This window comes from Cyanobium sp. WAJ14-Wanaka (assembly GCF_024345375.1).
Taxonomy (GTDB): domain Bacteria; phylum Cyanobacteriota; class Cyanobacteriia; order PCC-6307; family Cyanobiaceae; genus Cyanobium_A.
The window spans coordinates 635,635-654,298 of sequence record NZ_JAGQAZ010000001.1; the positions used below are offsets into that span (position 1 = coordinate 635,635).

Sequence of the window (18,664 nt, forward strand, 5' to 3'; positions counted from 1 at the left end):
AAAGCATGGGCCGTTGGCGCCAACAGGGGGATATCTGGTTGCTCGAGCCCTCCCTTGGCTCGGCCATGGGCACCATTGAATTCATTGGCGGCAGCTATCTGGCCGCCAAACCTCAACTCAGCTATCGCCGAATGCTGGAGGCCCTGGGGGAGCAGGGCTGGCGGCTGGCGGCCTGGAGCTATGTGCCGGGATTTGACCACCAAGCCCAAGCAAATCAGGCTTGGCGGCAATTTCGACAGCTAAAAGCAACGGGTTACCACCGCGACCCCCAACAGCCGTTGATGCGGCTGGGGCACAGCCTGGGTTGCAAGTTGCACCTGCTTGCCCCAGACGGTGGCAGGGGCTGTAGCGGCCTGGCGGCCCTGAGCTTCAACAATTTCTCAGCCGAGCGCTCCGTTCCCCTGCTGGCCGAAATGGGACAGCAATTTGGCTTCCGCAGTGAATTCAGCCCATCACCAGCTGAAACCCTGGAGCAGGTCGCCCAGCACTACGGCCAGGCCCGCAACCTGCTGGTGCGTTTTTCTAAGGATTCGATCGACCAGAGCATGGGGCTCCTGGAGGTGCTGCAATCCCGCCCCAACGATCAATCGACGCTCAAAACACTTGCTGGCGATCACCTCACGCCCGCAAGTGCGGGGCTGCGCCAAAACCTGCTTGGTAGCTGGGCGGATGATCCCAAGAGGCAAGCGGTAATAAACGAGCTCTGTCAGTTGATTAGGGGCTGGTCTTCCTAAACCCGCAGGGCGTCGAGCACGGAACGATCCTCCAGGGTCGAGGTGTCCCCCTTTATCTCCTCCCCTGCGGCGAGGGAGCGGAGTAAACGGCGCATGATCTTGCCGCTGCGGGTTTTGGGCAAGGCCTCGGTGAACTGAATCCGGTCGGGCCTGGCGATCGGGCCGATTTCCTGGCCCACGTGGGTGCGCAGCTCTGCAATCAAAGCGTCATCACCAGTTCGCCCCGATTCCAGGGTGACAAAGGCCACGATGCCCTCCCCCTTCAGCTCATCGGGACAACCCACCACGGCCGCCTCGGCAACGACCGGGTGGCTTACCAGGGCCGATTCAATCTCCATCGTGCCCAGGCGATGGCCGGAGACATTGATTACGTCGTCCACCCGACCCATCACCCAGAAGTAGCCGTCCCGATCGCGGCGGGCCCCATCGCCGGCGAAATAGATGGCGGAGCCGTCGGCCGGGCGAATCTCCTCCCAATAGCTCTTGCGAAAGCGCTCGGGATCACCGTGCACTGTCCGCATCATTCCCGGCCAGGGCCTGCGAATGGCTAGGTAACCACCCTGATCCGGGCCCTGGGAATTGCCCTCGTGGTCGACGATGTCGGCGGCAATACCGGGCAAGGGCAGGGTGGCGGAGCCCGGCTTAGTGGCCGTAGCCCCCGGCAGGGGACTGATCATCACGCCACCGGTTTCGGTCTGCCACCAGGTATCGACGACCGGGCAGCGCTTACCACCGACCACATCTCGATACCAAATCCAGGCCTCAGGGTTGATCGGTTCACCCACCGTGCCCAGGATCCGCAACGAAGTCATGTCGTGTTGATCTGGCACTTCGCGACCGCCCTTCATGAAGGCACGAATCGCCGTGGGTGCTGTGTAAAAAATGGTGCAACGGTGCTTTTCGATCACCTCCCAAAAGGCACCTGGTTTGCTGGGCCTGGGTGCCCCTTCGTACATCACGGTGGTGGCCCCGTTGGAGAGGGGCCCATAGACGATGTAGCTGTGGCCGGTGATCCAGCCCACGTCGGCCGTACACCAGTGGATGTCGTCCTCGCGAATATCGAAGATCCACTGGAAGGTGAGGTGGACCCAGAGGTTGTAGCCCGCCGTGGTGTGGACAACGCCCTTGGGTTTGCCGGTGGAGCCAGAGGTGTAGAGCACAAACAGGCGGTCCTCGCTGGCCATCGGCTCAGCGGGGCAATCGGCACTCTGGGCGTCGACAAGCTCATGCCACCAGTGGTCCCGCACGCCGACCATGGCGGTGCCCTGTTGGGTGCGGGCCACCACAAGCACCGCCTCAACGGATGGCACGGCGCCGTTAGCCAGGGCCTCATCCACAGCGGGCTTCAGGGCCACGGCCTTGTCCTTGCGGAAGCCGCCATCTGCTGTTACCACCGCCTTCACCTGGCCATCAACCAGCCGATCGCGCAGGGCCTCGGCGGAGAAGCCGCCGAACACAACCGAGTGGGGTGCACCAATGCGGGCACAGGCCAGCATGGCAATGGCGGCCTCAGGCACCATTGGCATATAAAGAGCGACACAATCGCCCTTGCTCACCCCCAGCGCCTTCAGGGCATTGGCTGCCTTGCAAACCTCGCGATGAAGTTCCCGGTAGCTAAAGCTGCGCCCATCGCCGGGCTCCCCCTCCCAGATCAGGGCGGTCTTGTCAGCCCGCGGACCGGCCAGATGCCGATCTAGGCAATTAAAGGAAAGGTTGGTGCTGCCGCCCTCAAACCAGCGGGCAAAGGGGGGATTGCTCCAATCGAGCACGGTATGGAATGGCTCGAACCAATGGAGTTCCTGGCGGGCCAGATCTCCCCAGAAGCGATCTGGATCGGCCTCGGCCTGGGCCACCATGGCGCGGTAGGTCTCGATTGAGCCGATGCGGGCACCGGCGGCCAAGGACTCGGGTGGGGCAAAAAGTCGCTGCTCCTGCAAAACCGATTCGATCGTGGAACTCGAAGCGGCATCACTCATGGCAGCGCTGTTGATCAATATTTAGGGATAAGTCCATCCAAGCATCAATTAAGAGCCTCCCCAAAGAGTTGCGGCCTTCTTGCAGGATGGGTCAATGGCCCACCCCGCAGCCTGCCTCTTTGACCTGGACGGGCTGTTGCTCGATACCGAGCCCCTGCATGCCCAAGCCTGGCAAATGGCAGCCCAGCACTTTGGCTGCCCACTAAGTTCTGCCCAACTGATGGCCCTGCGGGGCAGGCGCAGACTGGATTGCACAAAAACAGTTCGCACTTGGATTCTGGAAAATGGTGGGGAAGATCCAGGCTCGGATCAACTGTTAGCGGTGCGTCAACCGGTGGCCGAAGCGCTGCTGATCCATGCCCAACCAACCCGGGGAGCAAAGCAGTTAGTTGATACCTGTGGCGCTCTGGGGATACCAATCGCCCTGGCCACCAGCAGCTCAAGGCAGGCCGTTGCACTTAAGGCCGCCCCCCATCCCTGGCTGGAGCAAATTCGCACCAGGGTGCACGGCGACGATCCCGAATTGGGGGCTGGCAAGCCAGCCCCTGACGTTTTTTTGCTCGCAGCTAGACGCCTGGGCGTCGATCCAGGGGCCTGCTGGGCCTTCGAGGATTCACCGGCTGGCGCCCATAGCGCCATGGCTGCAGGCTGCAGGGTTTTTGTGGTGCCGCCTGCCCAAATGGATTCTGCTGAACTTGCTGCCGCCTATCCACCTGGGATCCATCTGCTTAACCACCTGGGCGAAGTTGAACTGTCCTAGTGGGCTCCTCAGGGGTGGGGGCTCAGTAGAGACGACTCAAAACAAACTCCGGCAGGCAGAGCAGGGCACTGCGGGATTCGGAAGGATCGAGCCAGTCGATGGCATTGCCGGCATCATGGGCAAAGCCCTCAGCCAAGGCGTTGGAGCGGGGTATTGCCTCGCAGCTTCGGACCATCTCAAGGGCATGCTCCAGGTCACCCTCTTCACTGAATTCCCGCTCAATTAGGCCAGCAAGGGCTGGGCGCTCCTCAAGTGCATAAAGCACTGGGGCGGTGAGATAGCCGGAGGCCAGATCACTGGCGGCAGGCTTGCCCAACTGCTGGTCGCTGCCGGTGAAATCGAGAATGTCATCGACCACCTGGAAGGCTAGGCCGAGCTGGCGACCAAAGCGGTAGAGATCGTCGAGCTGGTTGGAGGGCAGCCCCCCAAGCACCCCGGCTGCCTTGGCACTGTTGGCCATCAAGGAGGCGGTTTTGCAGTAGCTCTTCTCGAGGTAGGTCTCGAAGGTCTGGCCGGTGTCGTAGCGGAAAAGGCCCTGGCGCACCTCCCCATCCGCCAAATCCATGATCACCCGAGAAAGCAATTTGACCACCGCGAGGTCATCGAGATTTGCCAGGTGCCAGCTGGCCTGGGCAAACAGAAAATCACCGGCAAGTACGGCGACCCTGTGGTTGAAGCGGCTGTGAACCGTATCGACACCACGGCGGGTGGCAGCTTCGTCGACCACGTCGTCGTGGACAAGGGAAGCGGTGTGGATCATCTCCGTGATTTCCGCCAGGCGCCGATGGCGGGAACCCAATTCCCCGTCAGAAGAGATGGCCCTGGAAATCAACAGCACAATGCCGGGCCTTAAACGCTTGCCGCCGGCGGCAAAAAGGTGCTCAGCAGCAGCCTGGAGAATTGGATGGCCAGCACCTATCAGGCTGCGCAAGTCGGCCAGCAGGGCATCCAAATCAGCCTCTACGGGCTGTAGCAGCTCAGCAACCGTTGCCACAACACCTCCGCTGTCCAGTGATCCTAGAAGGCTCGCTCGGTCGACCGCAGATCAACCTGCTGAACACTGGGACAATGCCCCAGCCAGGGCGTCGCAGCGGCGGCAAAGTCGAGGGCGCAGCCTGTCACACAGAGTCGCGAGCGCGCATCGGTAGGGATAACGGCATCCCCGCCCAAATCTGCCTCGGGGGAGTCCCCCAGGCTGGCCAAAAGGGGGCCAAGCCGCTGCACCGCCGCCTCAGCCGGGTCAACCAAGTTAACCCCCTCCGGCAAAAGCTCCTTGAGCAGGGGCCGCAGCATCGGGTAGTGGGTACAACCGAGAACCACGGTGTCCACATTTGCCTCCAGCAGGGGTGCCACCGCCTGGGTGGCCGCAGCCCTCAGGGCCGGGGCATCGAGGTCACCCGCCTCGATGTGGGGCACAAAAGCGGGGCAGCCCACCTCCACAACCTTGGCTAGGGGGCGGCTGGCCTGGATGGTGCGTCGATAGGCGCCGCTGGCGGCGGTGGCCGGAGTTGCCAAAACACCAACGCGATCACTTTGGAGCTGGGCGGCAACGCTGTCGATCAGGCCCACCACCGGCACCCCAGCCTCAGCCACCGCCACATCAAGGGCTAGGGCATTGGAGGTGTTGCAAGCCATCACCAAAACCCCCACCCCCTGGCCCTTGAGCCAATGCACCACCTCTGCCGCAATCGTGCGGATCTCTTCCACACTGCGCTGGCCATAGGGCACCCGGGCCGTATCGCCCAAAAAGAGGCAACGGCTATGGGGATAGGTGGCATGGATCTGGCGCAGCACGGTCAGGCCCCCCAGACCGCTGTCAAACAAACCCACCAGGATGCTCATCGCCGACTGGGCCCTAGGGCCGGTGCCATCGCCATTCGGCGGAAAGTGGTTTTTCCAGGCATGGCATCAGAAAAGTACGGGCCTGCGGTGCTTGAGGCTTGGCATCTGGGCCCGAACCCTGGTGGCGTGGCCGGCATCCACAGGGGCTACGGCCAGACCAGGTGCCACACCTGCATCGGCCAAGACAGTGCCCCAGGGATCAATAACAAGGGCATGGCCATGGCTTTGGCGACGGCCGTAATGGTTGCCGGCCTGGGCTGGGGCCACCACATAGGCGGTGTTTTCAACGGCCCGGGCCTGGAGCAACACCTGCCAGTGGTCCTTACCGGTAAAGGCCGTGAAGGCCGCAGGCACCATCAACACATCGGCGCCCTGGCTGGCCAGGTAGCGATAAAGCTCCGGGAAGCGCACGTCGTAGCAAATGGAGATGCCAATGCGGCCCAGCCCGGGCACCTCCACCACCGGTGGCAAGGCATCGCCAGGTTTAACAGTGGCCGATTCCCGATAGGTATTGCCATCGGGCAAGTCCACATCGAAAAGGTGGATCTTGTCGTATTGGGCCAATAGCTGCCCTTCCGTACTGACCAGTTCCGCCCGGTTGTAGGTCTGGCCGTTGCCGGCCGGCACCGGGAAGCCCCCACCCAGCAGGGTCACCTGGTAGCGGCGAGCCATCGTCACCAAAAAGCGACTGCACTGGTCCGCCAGGTCGGTGGCGAGCTCCAGCCGCTGGGAGTCATCGCCCATGAAGGCAAAGTTCTCCGGCAGGCCCACCAAATCCGCCCCTCGGCGGGCCGCCAGCTCGATCTGCTCCTCGGCGGCGGCGAAGTTTCGCGTGGGATCAGAGGTGCTGGTGAGCTGCACTGCTGCCGCCAAAAAACTGCTCACCAGAGGCCCTGAGTAATCGACCAACTTTAGGGGCGAGGGCCTAGCTGGCCTTGAGCACCCCAGGCTCCACCTGCATCGGCACCACCTCAAGGCTGTCGATGGCCGCGCAGCAGGCGAAATCGGCATCGTGATTACCCAGCCCAATCAGGCGTTGGCCATGGCTGGCGGCCCGCAGGCAGGCCTCCGGCTGATGGCGCCATTGCTGCCAGAGGGCAAGGGCAGCCAGGGCCTCATCGTTGCCACAAACCACTCCGTTGTCATTGGCAATTTCGGGTTGGCCAGGGCCTGCCTGCTCCATCAACGCCGAGACCACAGCCCCCGCAGCCAGGCTGTCCTCCAGGGAATAGTCCCCTTCCCAGCCACTGCCGACGATCCAAACCCGCTGGGCGGCGGCCGAAATCAAGCGGCGGGCGACGGCGCTGATGTTGGGCAAGCAGGCCGTAAGCAGCAGGGGCACCTGCCTTACGGCGGCCAAGGAGCGGGTGCCATTGGTGGTGCTCATGAAAATGCGTTTGCCCCGCACCAGCTCCGGCGTCACAGCCAGGGGGGAATTGCCCAGGTCGTAGCCAGTTACCCGCTGGCCACCCCGCTCACCTGCCCGTAAACAAAGGTCTGCTGGCCAAGCCGCAGCGGCGCTCTCCAATTCGTCCAGGTCTGCGAAGGCCTGGATGGCTTCAGCACCGTTTTGAAGCGACCAGGCAATGGTGGTGGTGGCCCGCAGGACGTCGATGACGACAGCTGCATCGGGAGCTTCTGGCCCATTGGCTGCAGTCGCGGGCTGCGTAGGCACCGCCTCGGAGGTAGGGAAGTAAAAAATTTGCACGGGCACATGCTCCACCTGGGTGCGCCACAGTAGGAAGCACCGGTCAAGCCCGATGCCAGCGACGGCAATCCCCCAACGCAGCCGCCGTGACCTGCGCGGATTCATTGAACTAGTTGAGCAACGCGGCCAGCTGCGCCGCATCACCGCGCCGGTGGATCCAGACCTGGAGTTGGCGGCCATCGCCGACCGGGTATTGGCGATGGGGGGGCCAGCCCTGCTGTTTGAAAATGTGATCGGCTCCACCATGCCCGTGGCAGTGAATCTGCTGGGCACCGTGGAGAGGGTGCTTTGGAGCATGGGTATGGAAACCCCCCTGGAGCTCGAGGCCCTCGGAGAGCGACTGGCCCTGTTGCAGCAGCCCAAACCCCCTAAAGGGATACGCGAAGCCGCCCGCTTCGGCGGAGTACTTTGGGACCTGATCAAGGCACGACCAGATCGGGACCTGATCCCCCCCTGCCAGCAGCAGGTGTTCAAGGGCAACGACGTAGACCTCGATGCCCTGCCCCTACTACGGCCATGGCCAGGGGATGCGGGCAAGGTGATCACCCTGGGGCTGGTGATCACAAAGGACCCGGAAACCGGCGTGCCAAATGTGGGGGTCTACAGGCTGCAAAAGCAGTCGATCAACACGATGACCGTTCATTGGTTGAGCGTGAGGGGCGGCGCCCGCCACCTGCGCAAGGCAGCGGCCCTCGGCAAGCCCCTGGAGATCGCCATCGCCATCGGTGTGCATCCCCTGCTGGTGATGGCCGCAGCCACCCCTATTCCGGTGCAACTGAGCGAATGGCTGTTTGCGGGCCTCTATGCCGGAGAGGGGGTTCGACTAGCGAAGTGCAAAACCGTGGACCTGGAGGTGCCATCCCACAGCGAGCTGGTGCTCGAAGGCACGATCACCCCCGGCGAAGAGCTGGGTGATGGACCCTGCGGCGACCACATGGGTTTTTACGGTGGAGAAGAACTGTCGCCCCTGGTCAGGTTCCAGTGCATCACCCAGCGACGCAACCCGATTTACTTCACCACCTTCAGCGGCAGGCCCCCCAAGGAGGAGGCCATGCTCGCAATTGCCCTCAACAGGATCTACACGCCAATCCTGCGCCAGCAAATTCCGGAAATCGTCGATTTCTTCCTGCCGATGGAAGGGCTCAGCTACAAGCTCGGCATCATCGCCATCGATAAGGCCTACCCGGGCCAGGCCAAGCGGGCAGCCATGGCCTTCTGGAGTGCCCTCCCCCAATTCACCTACACAAAGTTTGTGGTGGTGGTCGACAAACAGATCAACATTCGCGATCCCCGCCAGGTGATCTGGGCAATTAGCGCCCAAGTGGATCCCCAAAGAGATCTTTTTGTGCTCGAGGACACCCCCTTTGACTCCCTGGATTTCGCCAGCGAGCGGCTGGGCCTGGGCGGGCGATTGGCCATCGATGCCACCACCAAAATCGGACCAGAAAAACGCCACGATTGGGGCGAAGCGCTCGGCCGGCCGGCGGAGCTAGAGGCTCAGGTGGACAGTCGCTGGGACGAACTGGGGCTCGCCGATTTAGCAGGGCAGGAACCCGACCCCGCCCTGTTTGGTTACACCCTCGAGCATGTGCTCGAGAGGCTGGCAAAAAGCCGTGCCTAACCATGCTCAGCAAAGCTGGTGCCCAGGCCGTCAAGGCCCTAATTGAACTGGCTGCCAGCCCCCAGCAATGGCGATCCACGGCTGATTTGGCCAGGGCCCAGCAACTACCGGAGCCAATGCTGGAGCAGGTGCTGCTGAAGCTCCGGCGCTCCGGCCTGCTGCAGGCCCGTCGGGGCCGGCTCGGGGGCTACCGCCTGGCGAGACCAGCCCAGCAGATCTCCATCGGCCTGGTCCTTGGGGCCGTGGCCCGCCAAGCAGAACCGCTAAATCCTGCTGATGCCTCAGAGATCTCAGCTGCCGATCAGGTGACAAGCAGCCTCGAGCGCCACCTGGTAATGGCCCAACAAAGGGCCCTGGCCGAACTGACGGTGGAAGACCTCTACTTCGACCTACGCAGTGCCCTGGCGAGCAGACAGGAAGACGGCGGCCTATTACTGGGATAGATCTCCATAGGATCAGTAAATTCGCCCATCCCCATTGGCCCAAGCCCCAGACCAATCGGCCCCCATGTCCCTGCCCGGGGTCGGCAGCCTGAGGGGCCAGGTGAGGGTGCCGGGTGACAAGTCGATTTCCCATCGGGCCCTGCTGTTTGGGGGCATTGCCGAAGGCACCACCCGAATCGATGGCCTGCTGCCTGCGGAGGATCCCCTGAGCACGGCCGACTGCCTGAGGGCCATGGGGGTTGGGGTCTCAGCAATTAGGGCCGGTGAAACGGTGGAGGTGCAGGGGGTTGGCCTAGATGGCTTACTCGAGCCCGGCGACGTCCTTGATTGCGGTAATTCCGGCACCACCATGAGGTTGATGCTGGGTTTGCTGGCCGGACGGGCAGGCCGCCACTTTGTGCTCACTGGCGACGACTCCCTGCGGGGTCGGCCGATGCGGCGGGTAGGAGCACCCCTGGCGGAGATGGGGGCCCTGATCCACGGACGCCTGGACGGCAACTTTGCCCCCCTGGCGGTTCAGGGCCGCCAACTGCATGGCCGCACCATCCACACCCCGGTTGCTTCCGCCCAGGTGAAAAGTGCGATTTTGCTGGCCGCCCTTACGGCCACAGGCGAAACCACGGTGATTGAACCGGCCCAATCCCGGGACCACAGCGAAAGGATGCTGCGGGCCTTTGGCGCCGACCTGGAGGTAGGTGGAACCAACAGCACCGAGATAACCATCCGTCCTGGGAGCAACCTGCGGGGCCAGGATGTAGTGGTACCGGGTGACATCAGTTCGGCCGCTTTCTGGCTGGTGGCCGGCGCCATCACGCCAGGAGCGGAGCTGAAGATCGAGAATGTGGGATTGAATCCCAGTCGCACCGGCATCCTTGAGGTTCTCGAACAGATGGGGGCGCGCATCAGCGTCTTAAACAGCAGGGATGTGGCAGGGGAACCGGTGGGGGATCTGCACGTGGCCCATGGCCCACTACAGGCCTTTGACATTGGCGGCGAACTAATTCCCCGACTGGTCGATGAGATTCCCGTGCTGGCGGTGGCCGCCTGCTACGCCACAGGGGTTAGCCGGGTTAGGGATGCCGGCGAGCTGCGGGTCAAGGAAACCGACCGCCTGGCCGTAATGGCTCGCCAACTGGGGGCCATGGGGGCCCAGATCGAGGAATTCGAAGACGGGATGGTGATTGTGGGAGGGCAGAAGCTCAAGGGTGCGGAGCTAGATAGCGAGACCGATCACCGGGTCGCCATGAGCTTGGCTGTGGCGTCGCTGGTGGCAGTGGGCGACAGCAAATTGCACCGGCCCGAGGCCGCTGCCGTTTCCTATCCAAGCTTCTGGAACGACCTGGCCCGCCTTCGTAACTAACCCTTAGATTCCGGCGCAGTCGCCCCACCCCCTGATGCTCGCCGTTGCCGTGTTGGCCGCCGGGAAAGGCACCCGCATGAAAAGCGACCTGCCCAAGGTGTTGCAACCCCTGGCGGGGGCAACCCTGGTGGAGCGCGTGCTCTCCAGTTGCCAGCACCTGGCCCCGGAGAGGCGAATCCTGATCGTTGGTCACCAGGCCGCCAAGGTGGAGCAGTCCTTGGCGAAGCTGGCCGGGCTGGAGTTTGTGCTGCAACAACCCCAGAACGGCACTGGCCATGCCGTACAACAACTACTTAATCCGCTCCAGGGCTTTGGGGGCGACCTATTGGTGCTGAATGGTGATGTGCCACTGCTGCGCCCCGAGACCCTGGAGCAACTGCTTGGCCAGCATCGGAGCTCGGGGGCGGCGGTGACCCTTTTGACGGCACGTCTGGAGGATCCCAGTGGCTATGGGAGGGTTTTTGCCAACCAAAATGGGGCAGTTAGCCAGATCATTGAGCACCGCGACTGTTCAGACGAACAGCGGCTCAACAACCTCACCAATGCGGGTATCTACTGCTTCAACTGGCAAAAACTGGCGGAGGTTTTGCCCCATCTCACCACTGATAACGACCAGGGCGAGCTCTATCTGACGGACAGCGTCGCCCTGCTCCAACCTGCCATGCACATGGAGGTGGCAGATCCAGATGAGATCAATGGCATCAACGACCGACTGCAACTAAGCCAATGCGAGGCGGTCTTCCAGGAGCGACTTAAGCGCCATTGGATGGCGGAGGGGGTGAGCTTTGTGGACCCCGCCAGCTGCACCCTCAGCGAGAACTGCCGGCTTGGCCGTGATGTGGTGATTGAGCCCCAATGCCATTTGCGCGGCTCAACCGTGGTGGGGGATGGCTGCCGAATCGGCCCAGGCACATTCCTGGAAAACGCCAGCCTGGGAGCCAATGTTTCCGTGCTCTATTCGGTGATTCGCGAGGCGGTGGTGGGGGATAACTGCGCCATTGGTCCCTACGCCCAATTAAGGCCGGGCACAAAGCTGGAAACCGGTTGCCACATCGGCAATTTTGTGGAGATCAAGAACAGCCAACTTGGCGAGGGGGTGAAGGTGAACCACCTGAGCTACATCGGCGATGCGGACCTGGGCGAAAGGGTAAACGTGGGGGCAGGCACAATTACCGCTAACTACGACGGCGTGCAAAAACACCGCACCGTTATTGGCTCAGGCAGCAAGACCGGGGCCAATTCCGTACTCGTGGCCCCCATAACCCTCGGAAGCAACGTAACGGTGGGAGCCGGATCAACCATCACCAAGGATGTGCCCAGTGGGGCGTTGGCCCTGGGGCGTTCCAAGCAAGTAATCAAGACCGACTGGCCCGAACCTAGTTAGCGGCAGCCAGCAACTCGACGATCCCCGTTAGGGGGATGCGCTCCATATCTCCGCTGTCGATGTTGAGCACCTGGGCGTATTTAGATATCGGCCCCCTAACGGGGCGGCTTATGTCGCATACCCGACCGATGAACCAGGGCCTACCCGCCATCGCCACCACAGCCAGGTGGCCGGGCCGGGCATCGTGGAAGCGCTTGGGATTGGCTTGCCGCAGGGTCTCGACTGCGGGATCGATTTGCCAGGGGGCCACGCAGGTGAAGTACATCTGTATCATTAGGGTAGTACGGTCGTACTCCCGGCGCAACCCCGGCGTCTAGGTTGAACCAGTTGAGCCGTTAACCATGGAAAGCACTGACTTCAGCGGAGCAATTGCGGGCCTAATTGCCGTCGGCCTGTTGCTCACGGGCGCAGTGGTCTATGTGGTGAGCCGCCCCACCGACCTGGGCAAGCGCTAAATCTGCCCATGGCTGCCCAAAGACCGCTGGTAGTAGTGGATCTTCAGGGCCAGTGGCGCCTCGACGATCAACCCTCCCTGGCCAGAGCGATGGCAAGCGCCATGGCCATGGCCGAGCTGGGCGACCCTAAGTCGCTTCGCCTGGGAGTTACGGGAGGCCCCAGCCAAGCCCGGCCCCTGCAAGGGCCCCACCAAAGCAAGCTGACAAAGCAGGCGATTAAAGGCCTTAAGGCGAGGCTGCCATCCCTAGGGATTGAATGGCTTGAGGATCAATCTGAATTGGTTGCTGGGGTCAGCGAAGTTGGGCGCTGTGGGCCCAACCGGCTCTTCGCAAGCCCGCCAATCCCCCTCGAGAGCTTTCCACGGGTCTTTGCGGACTTTCGCCGCCAACTAGCGGCCAACGGCCCGGTTGAGGTTGAAGCCCCCATAGGGGGCAATTCGGGAATAGATGCGGCGATCGATGGGGCAAGCCGAAGTGATGGCGATAGCCGCAGCTCGTTTCCCTTTGCCGGTGATGAATTAAGCGCCCTAAGGCACCTGCAGCACTTTGTGCACGGCAGTGCGGGCCTCAGGAATTACAAGCAAACCCGCAACGGCCTGTCAGGGGTGGGGTTTTCATCAAAATTTTCGGTCTGGCTCTCGATCGGCACCCTGTCGGTGCGTCGAATCTGGGCAGAAGTTTTGAGTTATCAGGCCATAAACGGCGAAGATGAAGGTTCCCAGGCGATGCAACAGGAACTGCTTTGGCGGGAGTTTTTCATCTGGCTGGAGCTCGCCAATCCCAAAAACTTTGATCAGCTTGGTGGCATCCAAGGGCGCTCCTATGAATACCTTGAGGATCGGGATCTATTTGCCAATTGGTGCCACGGCAACAGTGGCAATCCACTAATTGATGCAGCCCTGAAGGAGCTCAATAGCACTGGCTATCTCTCCAATCGCGTGCGCCAATGGGTGGCCTCGGATTTTGTTCATCGGCTGCGACTGCCATGGCTTTGGGGAGCCCGCTGGTTTGCATGGCAACTAATCGATTCAACTCCAAGCCAAAACATTGGCAATTGGTCCTATTTGGCTGGCGTTGGAGCTGACCCCCGCAGCTTTGGCAGCGCCGGTCCAAGGTACTTCGATCTGGAAAAGCAACTTAAAATCTATGATCCCAGAGGCAGTTATCTGAAATTATGGTCCTAACCCTAATTCTCGGCAATCAATTACACCGGGGCTGGCTTTGTGAAGGCCCCCTGTTGCTAAGCAAGGCCGACAGGGTGATCATGGTGGAAGATCTGGCCATCGCGAGTCAATTTAGATATCACAAATTACGCCTACTGCACTGCTTTACAGCAATGCGCTGCTTTCGCGATGCCCTAGAAGATGCTGGCATTGAGGTCCACTACTTCGAGCTTCAAGACTCAATCAAAACGCCATTCCTTGAGCGGCTCAGCCAAGCATTACTCAATGGCGAGGGTCAAGGCGAGAAAGCATGCCTAAGGGTTGCTGAAATAGCAGACCCCCCATTTCAAAAGGAGTTGGCAGAATTTTGTCTAAGCAAAGAGATTGATCTAGAGATATTGCCATCGCCAGCATTTTTGAGCTCTGCTGCAGTAAGCAAGCAGGATTTCAGCGGCAAGAAACGTCCATTTATGAAACGGTTTTATGAACAACAGCGCAAGCGTCTCAACCTGCTTCTAGAAGCCGATGGCAGCCCGATCGGGGGACGCTGGAGCTTCGACACTGAAAACCGGCTAAAGCTGCCCAAGGGCTACGAAGAACCTGCCCTACCTGCGGTTGCCCCCAGTCGCCATGAGCAGCCCCTAAGGCAGCTAATCAATGACTATTTTGCAGGCAATCCAGGGGAGCTGGGGGATTTATATGTGCCCTATGACCACAGGGGGGCTAAAGAGTGGTTAACGGCATTTTTACGGGGAAGATTTAGGGATTTTGGCCCCTATGAAGACTCCCTCAGCCTCCAGCACGACACCCTCCAGCACTCATTGCTATCCCCCCTGCTCAATTGCGGCCTTTTAGATCCAGAAGATGTATTAGAAGCAACCCTTGAACATGCCAAAGCTGAGGCCATTCCAATTGCTTCATTGGAGGGCTTCCTCAGGCAAATTATTGGATGGCGGGAATTTATACGGGGCATAGACCTGGAGTTTGGCGAACGCCAACGCGAGACAAACTTTTGGAATCACCATCGCCAACTGGGCCCATGCTGGAACGATGGCACCACGGGCCTACCACCTTTGGATGCCGCCATAGAAAAGGTTAATCGCCTGGCCTACAACCACCACATCGAGCGCCTAATGGTGATCAGCAACCTAATGCTGCTATGTGAAATCCAGCCACGGGCAGTCTACGGATGGTTCATGGAGCGCTACCTGGATTCCTACGGCTGGGTGATGGGGCCAAACGTCTATGGAATGGGGCTAATGAGTGATGGCGGCATTTTTGCCACCAAGCCCTATATCTGCGGCTCCAACTACATACTCAAAATGGGAGGGGCAAAGCGCGGGCCCTGGTGTGAGATCTGGGATGGCCTCTACTGGCGCTTCATCGATCGGCATCGATCCTTTTTTCGATCAAATCCCAGGCTCTCAATGATGGTGTCGCTGCTCGATCGGATGGAGCCCAGCAAGCGTGATCGGCTCTTCAACCTTGGTGAATCCTTCATCACCAGGGTGACCCTGCCCCTTTAAACGGAAAGACCCCAGGTGAACCACCACCCGGGGCCCCTGCCCTAAGACATCAACATCGTGAAATGCCGATCCATTTCCATCATGGCGCCTAGGGGGTAGGCGGGGTTTCCAGCAAATCCCGCAGCAAGGGAATTAATTGCTCAAGGGCAACTCCCCTACTGGCCTTAAGCAGCAGGTGATCTCCGGGCTGCAGCCAATGGGCGATTTGTTGGGCCGCCTCGCACGGAGAGCCAACTTGGGCCAGCAATGGCAAGCCCTTCGCCGCCTCCAGCATTACCCGGCCCTCTACGCCCGCATCCACAATCACGAGGCCATCGAGGCCTAAGCAAAGCGCCCGTTCAACCACTTCTCGGTGCAACGACAGGCTCAATTCACCCAGCTCAAGCATCGTTCCCAGCACGGCGAAACGGCGACCTCCCTGGGATTGGAGCAATTCCAAGGAAGCAAAAACCGCCTCCGGCGAGGCGTTGTAGGTCTCATCGAGAACCTGCACCCCTCCGATTTCGAGTCGGTGGCTCCTGCCCCCAGGCAAATCCACCCTGATGGGCTGCCATTGGCCAGGCTCCAGGCCCAACTCCTGGGCTACGGCAAGGGCCAATAGGAGATTTCGGGCATGGTGCCTGCCCTCCAGGGGCAATGGCAAAACCACCCCTTGAATCGCCATGGTGCCGGCATCCGTATCCAGGCAACCAAGCCAATCGGCTTGCGCCTCAAAGCCCTCCCCAGCAATGGCCACCCGCAGCACCCGGCCGCTCCAGACCGCTGCCAGGGCTCGATCCAAAAGGGGATCACCGGCAGGAATAACGACAAGCCCATCGGGATCAAGGGCAGTGGTGATTTCACACTTGGCCTGGGCAATTGCCTCGCGGCTGCCCAAGCGACCAATGTGGGCCGTGCCGATGTTGGTAATTACCGCCACCGAAGGACTGGCGCAGCGGCTTAGGCGCCCGATCTCCCCGGGGCCACGCATGCCCATCTCAACCACCACTGCCCGTTGCTCGGGGCTGGTGTTTAACAGGGTTAGGGGCACGCCGATGTCGTTGTTTTCATTGCCACTGCTCGCCCCGATCGGGCCAAGGGGAGCTAGGGCAGCACGAATCAACTCGCGGGTACTGGTTTTGCCGGCTGAACCCGTAACCGCCACCACGGGCAGAGCTAGTAGTTGCCGCCAAAGTGCCGCCAACTGCTGATAGGCGGCCAGGCTGTTGCCTACCCACCAAAGACAACAGCCCGCCTGCTGGGCCTGGGCATGCAGTGCTTCGACTTCGGCAGGTTCGAAGCGATCAAGTTGGGCCAGGCCATGGGCACCGGCGGCCAGGGCCTCGGCCAGGAAGCGATGGCCGTCGAAACGCTCCCCCACCAAGGGTACAAACAGGCCACCAGCAACCACCTGACGGCTGTCGGTAGTGATCTCAGAGACAACAGCATCAGCTGCGATTGCGCCAGTGGCAGGCTCACCCCAGAGGTTCACCAGTTGGCTAAGGCGAAGCTCCATCAGGAGAGATGCTGGGGTGAAAGCAGGATCATGCCGGAACCAACAAGGGCCTGCCGACCAATGGTTCTGCCCTGTAAATCCACAATCTCAAGTCGGTCAAAGCCCAGTTGCTGGGCCCGCTCGAGCCACTGCCGGGCCAGGTCCCCCTGCTGCCTGGCAGTGGCCGTGGTGAAGGCTGCTGCCACGCCCAAGCTCAATACCGAACCATCCCCCTCGGCCGTAGCCAAAACGATCATGCCCTTGGGATCCTGCTCTGCAAAAAGGGTGAGCAGCGGTTCAGGGGCCTCTGTTGCCAGGGCTGAAGGCTGGGGCGCTGCCGTGGGTTGGGGATCTGGCTTGGACTGAAGTTCTGGCTCGGGTTGAATTTCCTGCACAGGCTGGGCTTCCGGCACAGGCTGGGGGCCAGTAGCAGAAGAAGCGGCCCGGGGCAAACCACCGGCCAACGCCAGCACCAGAACCAGTCCTAAGGCCAAAAGGCCCAGCAATAGGCCAGGCCAAAAGAGCGGGGCCAAATCCCGGGGCCAAAAGCTTGGGGAGGGGAGGTCGCCTTCCCGGTTACGCCGCCAGAGGGCCCGCAACTGGAGGCGCAAACTGGCGAAGACCGCGACGAGATCCCCCGCCAGCCGGCCCCAGGGGTTTTCATAGGGCACCGGCAGGGGCGGGCCGCCGACCTGGGAGGAGTTAGGCGGGATCACCTACTGGGCTTAGCGGCGCTTAAGCAGGGAAGCAAGCCCCCTGCGGCTCGGATCGGCATCCTGGCCCTGGGAAAAGCGCTCCACAGCGGAGGCCTCGGGGGTGGGTTCCTTAACCCCACAGACATCGCGATACATCTCGTCGTAGGCAAGGGCGGAACGGGCCCAGCTGAAATCCACTCCCATGGCTCGCCGTTGCAGCTCCTGCCAACTGTCCTGGTTGCGATAGGCCTCCCAGGAGCGCACGATTGCTGTGTAGAAATCGATCGGCTCGTAGCGGTCGAAGCCGTAACCGGTGCCCGTTGCCTCCAGGGGATCGTTGGGCGGCACCGTATCCACCAAACCACCCACCATCCGCACCACGGGGATGGAGCCGTAGCGCATGGCCAGCATCTGGCTAATGCCACAGGGCTCAAAACGACTCGGCATCAAAAAGGCATCACTGCCCGCATAGATCAACCGCGACAGGGCATCGTCGTAGGTGAGGAAAACGGCAAAGCGACCGGGATAGCGGGCCGCCATCTGCCAAAGGGCGGACTCGAGGGAACGGTCGCCGGTGCCCAGCACCACAAACTGACTGTCGGTGTAGGCCAGCACTCGATCAGCCACCTGCAGTACCAGGTCAACACCCTTCTGGTCCACCAAACGGCTGACCAGGCCCATCAGGTAGGTGCGGGGGTTGACCGTGAGGCCAAAACGCTCCTGCAGGGCCCGTTTGCTTTTGGCCCTGGGGGCGAGGTTCTTGGCGCTAAAGGCGGCTGGCAGGGCCGGATCCGTTTCCGGATTCCAATCGACCGTGTCGATGCCATTGAGAATGCCCCGCAACTTGCCACTGACAAAATTGAGCAGGCCATCGAGGTGCTCTCCGTATTCGGGAGTGCGAATCTCCATCGAATAGGTGGGAGACACCGCATTAACTCGATCGGCGTAGAGCAGGGCCGTTGCCATGGTGTGATCCCCTTGCATGTACCAGGGGCACCAGGTAATTCGATCCAGCTTCCAGCGCCAAGGGCCCTGGTATTTGAGGTTGTGGATAGTGAAAACCGTGCTTATTTCTGGGTCCTGGTGCATCCAGACGGGCAACATCCCCGTGTGCCAATCGTGGCAATGCAAAACCTGGGGTTTCCAGTGGTGCCAACAGAACTCGGCCGTTGCGCTGGCAAAGAAGGTAAAGCGCCAATCCTCATCTTCACCGCCATAGATCCTCTCTGGATCAAAGACGGGATGGCCCACCAAGTAGATCGGCAAGCCATTGGTGGGATGGCTGGTCTCGTAGACGGCAAAGTCGTTGCCCATGGTGTGGCCGCGCCAAACCGGCTCCTGGGGCACCTTCAGAAGGGCCCACAACTTGCCGTATCCCGGCAGAATGATTCGCACGTCGTGGCCAAGGGCCTTGAGGGCCGGCGGCAGGGAACCCACCACATCCCCCATGCCTCCCACCTTGATCATCGGCGCGCATTCGGCGGCCGCAAACAAGACGCGCATCAGCGTGGCTCAAGATTCGG

General features: G+C 61.2%; 17 protein-coding genes. 8 read left to right on the forward strand and 9 right to left on the reverse strand.

Features of this window, described 5'->3' with window-relative positions; translation table 11 throughout:
* Window positions 1–5: 5 nt before the first annotated feature.
* Window positions 6–734: a DUF1350 family protein gene (locus KBY49_RS03590; RefSeq protein WP_254933380.1), complete on the forward strand. Its 729-nt coding sequence runs from the start codon at window positions 6–8 to the stop codon at window positions 732–734.
* Here KBY49_RS03590 and acs read toward each other — a convergent pair.
* Window positions 731–2,710 carry an acetate--CoA ligase gene (gene acs / locus KBY49_RS03595; RefSeq protein ID WP_254933381.1) on the reverse strand — a complete coding sequence of 660 codons (1,980 nt, stop codon included), beginning with the start codon at window positions 2,708–2,710 and terminating at the stop codon, window positions 731–733. The two genes, KBY49_RS03590 and acs, sit on opposite strands and share 4 nt — an antisense overlap.
* A gap of 94 nt (window positions 2,711–2,804) precedes the next feature.
* Here acs and KBY49_RS03600 point away from each other — a divergent pair, with 94 nt between their 5' ends.
* Window positions 2,805–3,470, forward strand: a complete 666-nt coding sequence (locus KBY49_RS03600) for an HAD family phosphatase (protein ID WP_254933382.1) — start codon at window positions 2,805–2,807, stop codon at window positions 3,468–3,470.
* 22 nt (window positions 3,471–3,492) lie between these two features.
* Here the strand turns inward: KBY49_RS03600 and sds are convergent, their stop codons facing one another.
* The 4 genes from sds to KBY49_RS03620 all read right to left on the reverse strand — a co-directional run bounded on the left by sds (window position 3,493) and on the right by KBY49_RS03620 (window position 7,020).
* The gene (gene sds / locus KBY49_RS03605) at window positions 3,493–4,464 is read right to left on the reverse strand and encodes a solanesyl diphosphate synthase (RefSeq protein ID WP_254933383.1); all 972 of its coding nucleotides are present in this window, start codon (window positions 4,462–4,464) and stop codon (window positions 3,493–3,495) included.
* A 23-nt stretch (window positions 4,465–4,487) separates the two neighbouring features.
* Window positions 4,488–5,312 carry a glutamate racemase gene (murI, locus tag KBY49_RS03610; protein ID WP_254933384.1) on the reverse strand — a complete coding sequence of 275 codons (825 nt, stop codon included), beginning with the start codon at window positions 5,310–5,312 and terminating at the stop codon, window positions 4,488–4,490.
* A gap of 66 nt (window positions 5,313–5,378) precedes the next feature.
* Window positions 5,379–6,197 carry a carbon-nitrogen hydrolase family protein gene (locus KBY49_RS03615; RefSeq protein ID WP_254933385.1) on the reverse strand — a complete coding sequence of 273 codons (819 nt, stop codon included), beginning with the start codon at window positions 6,195–6,197 and terminating at the stop codon, window positions 5,379–5,381.
* 40 nt (window positions 6,198–6,237) lie between these two features.
* Window positions 6,238–7,020: a 2-phosphosulfolactate phosphatase family protein gene (locus KBY49_RS03620; RefSeq protein ID WP_396099312.1), complete on the reverse strand. Its 783-nt coding sequence runs from the start codon at window positions 7,018–7,020 to the stop codon at window positions 6,238–6,240.
* 52 nt (window positions 7,021–7,072) lie between these two features.
* Here KBY49_RS03620 and KBY49_RS03625 point away from each other — a divergent pair, with 52 nt between their 5' ends.
* From KBY49_RS03625 to glmU, 4 genes are all read left to right on the forward strand, one after another.
* The gene (locus tag KBY49_RS03625; RefSeq protein WP_254933386.1) at window positions 7,073–8,641 is read left to right on the forward strand and encodes a UbiD family decarboxylase; all 1,569 of its coding nucleotides are present in this window, start codon (window positions 7,073–7,075) and stop codon (window positions 8,639–8,641) included.
* A 2-nt stretch (window positions 8,642–8,643) separates the two neighbouring features.
* Window positions 8,644–9,084 (forward strand): Rrf2 family transcriptional regulator, encoded by a 441-nt coding sequence (locus KBY49_RS03630; protein ID WP_254933387.1) that lies wholly within the window; start codon window positions 8,644–8,646, stop codon window positions 9,082–9,084.
* A 64-nt stretch (window positions 9,085–9,148) separates the two neighbouring features.
* The gene (gene aroA / locus KBY49_RS03635; RefSeq protein ID WP_254933388.1) at window positions 9,149–10,444 is read left to right on the forward strand and encodes a 3-phosphoshikimate 1-carboxyvinyltransferase; all 1,296 of its coding nucleotides are present in this window, start codon (window positions 9,149–9,151) and stop codon (window positions 10,442–10,444) included.
* Window positions 10,445–10,478: 34 nt separating this feature from the next.
* Window positions 10,479–11,828, forward strand: coding sequence for a bifunctional UDP-N-acetylglucosamine diphosphorylase/glucosamine-1-phosphate N-acetyltransferase GlmU (glmU, locus tag KBY49_RS03640; protein WP_254933389.1), 1,350 nt, complete (start codon window positions 10,479–10,481; stop codon window positions 11,826–11,828).
* Here glmU and KBY49_RS03645 read toward each other — a convergent pair.
* Entirely contained in the window at window positions 11,821–12,102 is a 282-nt protein-coding gene (locus KBY49_RS03645; protein ID WP_254933390.1) for a hypothetical protein, read from the reverse strand. The genes glmU and KBY49_RS03645 overlap by 8 nt on opposite strands.
* 189 nt (window positions 12,103–12,291) lie before the next feature.
* Between KBY49_RS03645 and KBY49_RS03650 the strand changes: the two genes are divergently transcribed.
* A complete protein-coding gene (locus tag KBY49_RS03650; protein WP_254933391.1) occupies window positions 12,292–13,467 on the forward strand; it encodes an FAD-binding domain-containing protein in 1,176 nt (391 codons plus the stop codon).
* Window positions 13,458–14,972: a cryptochrome/photolyase family protein gene (locus KBY49_RS03655; protein ID WP_254933392.1), complete on the forward strand. Its 1,515-nt coding sequence runs from the start codon at window positions 13,458–13,460 to the stop codon at window positions 14,970–14,972. Before KBY49_RS03650 ends, KBY49_RS03655 begins: the two co-directional genes overlap by 10 nt.
* 88 nt (window positions 14,973–15,060) lie before the next feature.
* On the opposite strand, the gene murF is transcribed toward KBY49_RS03655, so the two are convergent.
* From murF to glgA, 3 genes are read right to left on the reverse strand one after another with little or no spacing between them, the layout of a single operon-like run.
* A complete protein-coding gene (murF, locus tag KBY49_RS03660; RefSeq protein ID WP_254933393.1) occupies window positions 15,061–16,467 on the reverse strand; it encodes a UDP-N-acetylmuramoyl-tripeptide--D-alanyl-D-alanine ligase in 1,407 nt (468 codons plus the stop codon).
* Window positions 16,467–17,162, reverse strand: coding sequence for a hypothetical protein (locus KBY49_RS03665; protein ID WP_254933394.1), 696 nt, complete (start codon window positions 17,160–17,162; stop codon window positions 16,467–16,469). The genes murF and KBY49_RS03665 overlap by 1 nt, the downstream gene beginning before the upstream one ends.
* 9 nt (window positions 17,163–17,171) lie before the next feature.
* Window positions 17,172–18,644 carry a glycogen synthase GlgA gene (gene glgA / locus KBY49_RS03670; RefSeq protein WP_254933395.1) on the reverse strand — a complete coding sequence of 491 codons (1,473 nt, stop codon included), beginning with the start codon at window positions 18,642–18,644 and terminating at the stop codon, window positions 17,172–17,174.
* Between the last annotated feature and the right edge of the window lie 20 nt (window positions 18,645–18,664).

Coding starts and splice junctions, on each gene's coding strand:
- KBY49_RS03590 (WP_254933380.1), top strand. CDS start 6: ATGGGCCGTTGGCGCCAACAGGGGGATATCTGGTTGCTCGAGCCCTCC.
- acs (WP_254933381.1), bottom strand. CDS start 2,710: ATGAGTGATGCCGCTTCGAGTTCCACGATCGAATCGGTTTTGCAGGAG.
- KBY49_RS03600 (WP_254933382.1), top strand. CDS start 2,805: ATGGCCCACCCCGCAGCCTGCCTCTTTGACCTGGACGGGCTGTTGCTC.
- murI (WP_254933384.1), bottom strand. CDS start 5,312: ATGAGCATCCTGGTGGGTTTGTTTGACAGCGGTCTGGGGGGCCTGACC.
- KBY49_RS03625 (WP_254933386.1), top strand. CDS start 7,073: ATGCCAGCGACGGCAATCCCCCAACGCAGCCGCCGTGACCTGCGCGGA.
- KBY49_RS03630 (WP_254933387.1), top strand. CDS start 8,644: ATGCTCAGCAAAGCTGGTGCCCAGGCCGTCAAGGCCCTAATTGAACTG.
- aroA (WP_254933388.1), top strand. CDS start 9,149: ATGTCCCTGCCCGGGGTCGGCAGCCTGAGGGGCCAGGTGAGGGTGCCG.
- glmU (WP_254933389.1), top strand. CDS start 10,479: ATGCTCGCCGTTGCCGTGTTGGCCGCCGGGAAAGGCACCCGCATGAAA.
- KBY49_RS03645 (WP_254933390.1), bottom strand. CDS start 12,102: ATGATACAGATGTACTTCACCTGCGTGGCCCCCTGGCAAATCGATCCC.
- KBY49_RS03650 (WP_254933391.1), top strand. CDS start 12,292: ATGGCTGCCCAAAGACCGCTGGTAGTAGTGGATCTTCAGGGCCAGTGG.
- KBY49_RS03655 (WP_254933392.1), top strand. CDS start 13,458: ATGGTCCTAACCCTAATTCTCGGCAATCAATTACACCGGGGCTGGCTT.
- murF (WP_254933393.1), bottom strand. CDS start 16,467: ATGGAGCTTCGCCTTAGCCAACTGGTGAACCTCTGGGGTGAGCCTGCC.
- glgA (WP_254933395.1), bottom strand. CDS start 18,644: ATGCGCGTCTTGTTTGCGGCCGCCGAATGCGCGCCGATGATCAAGGTG.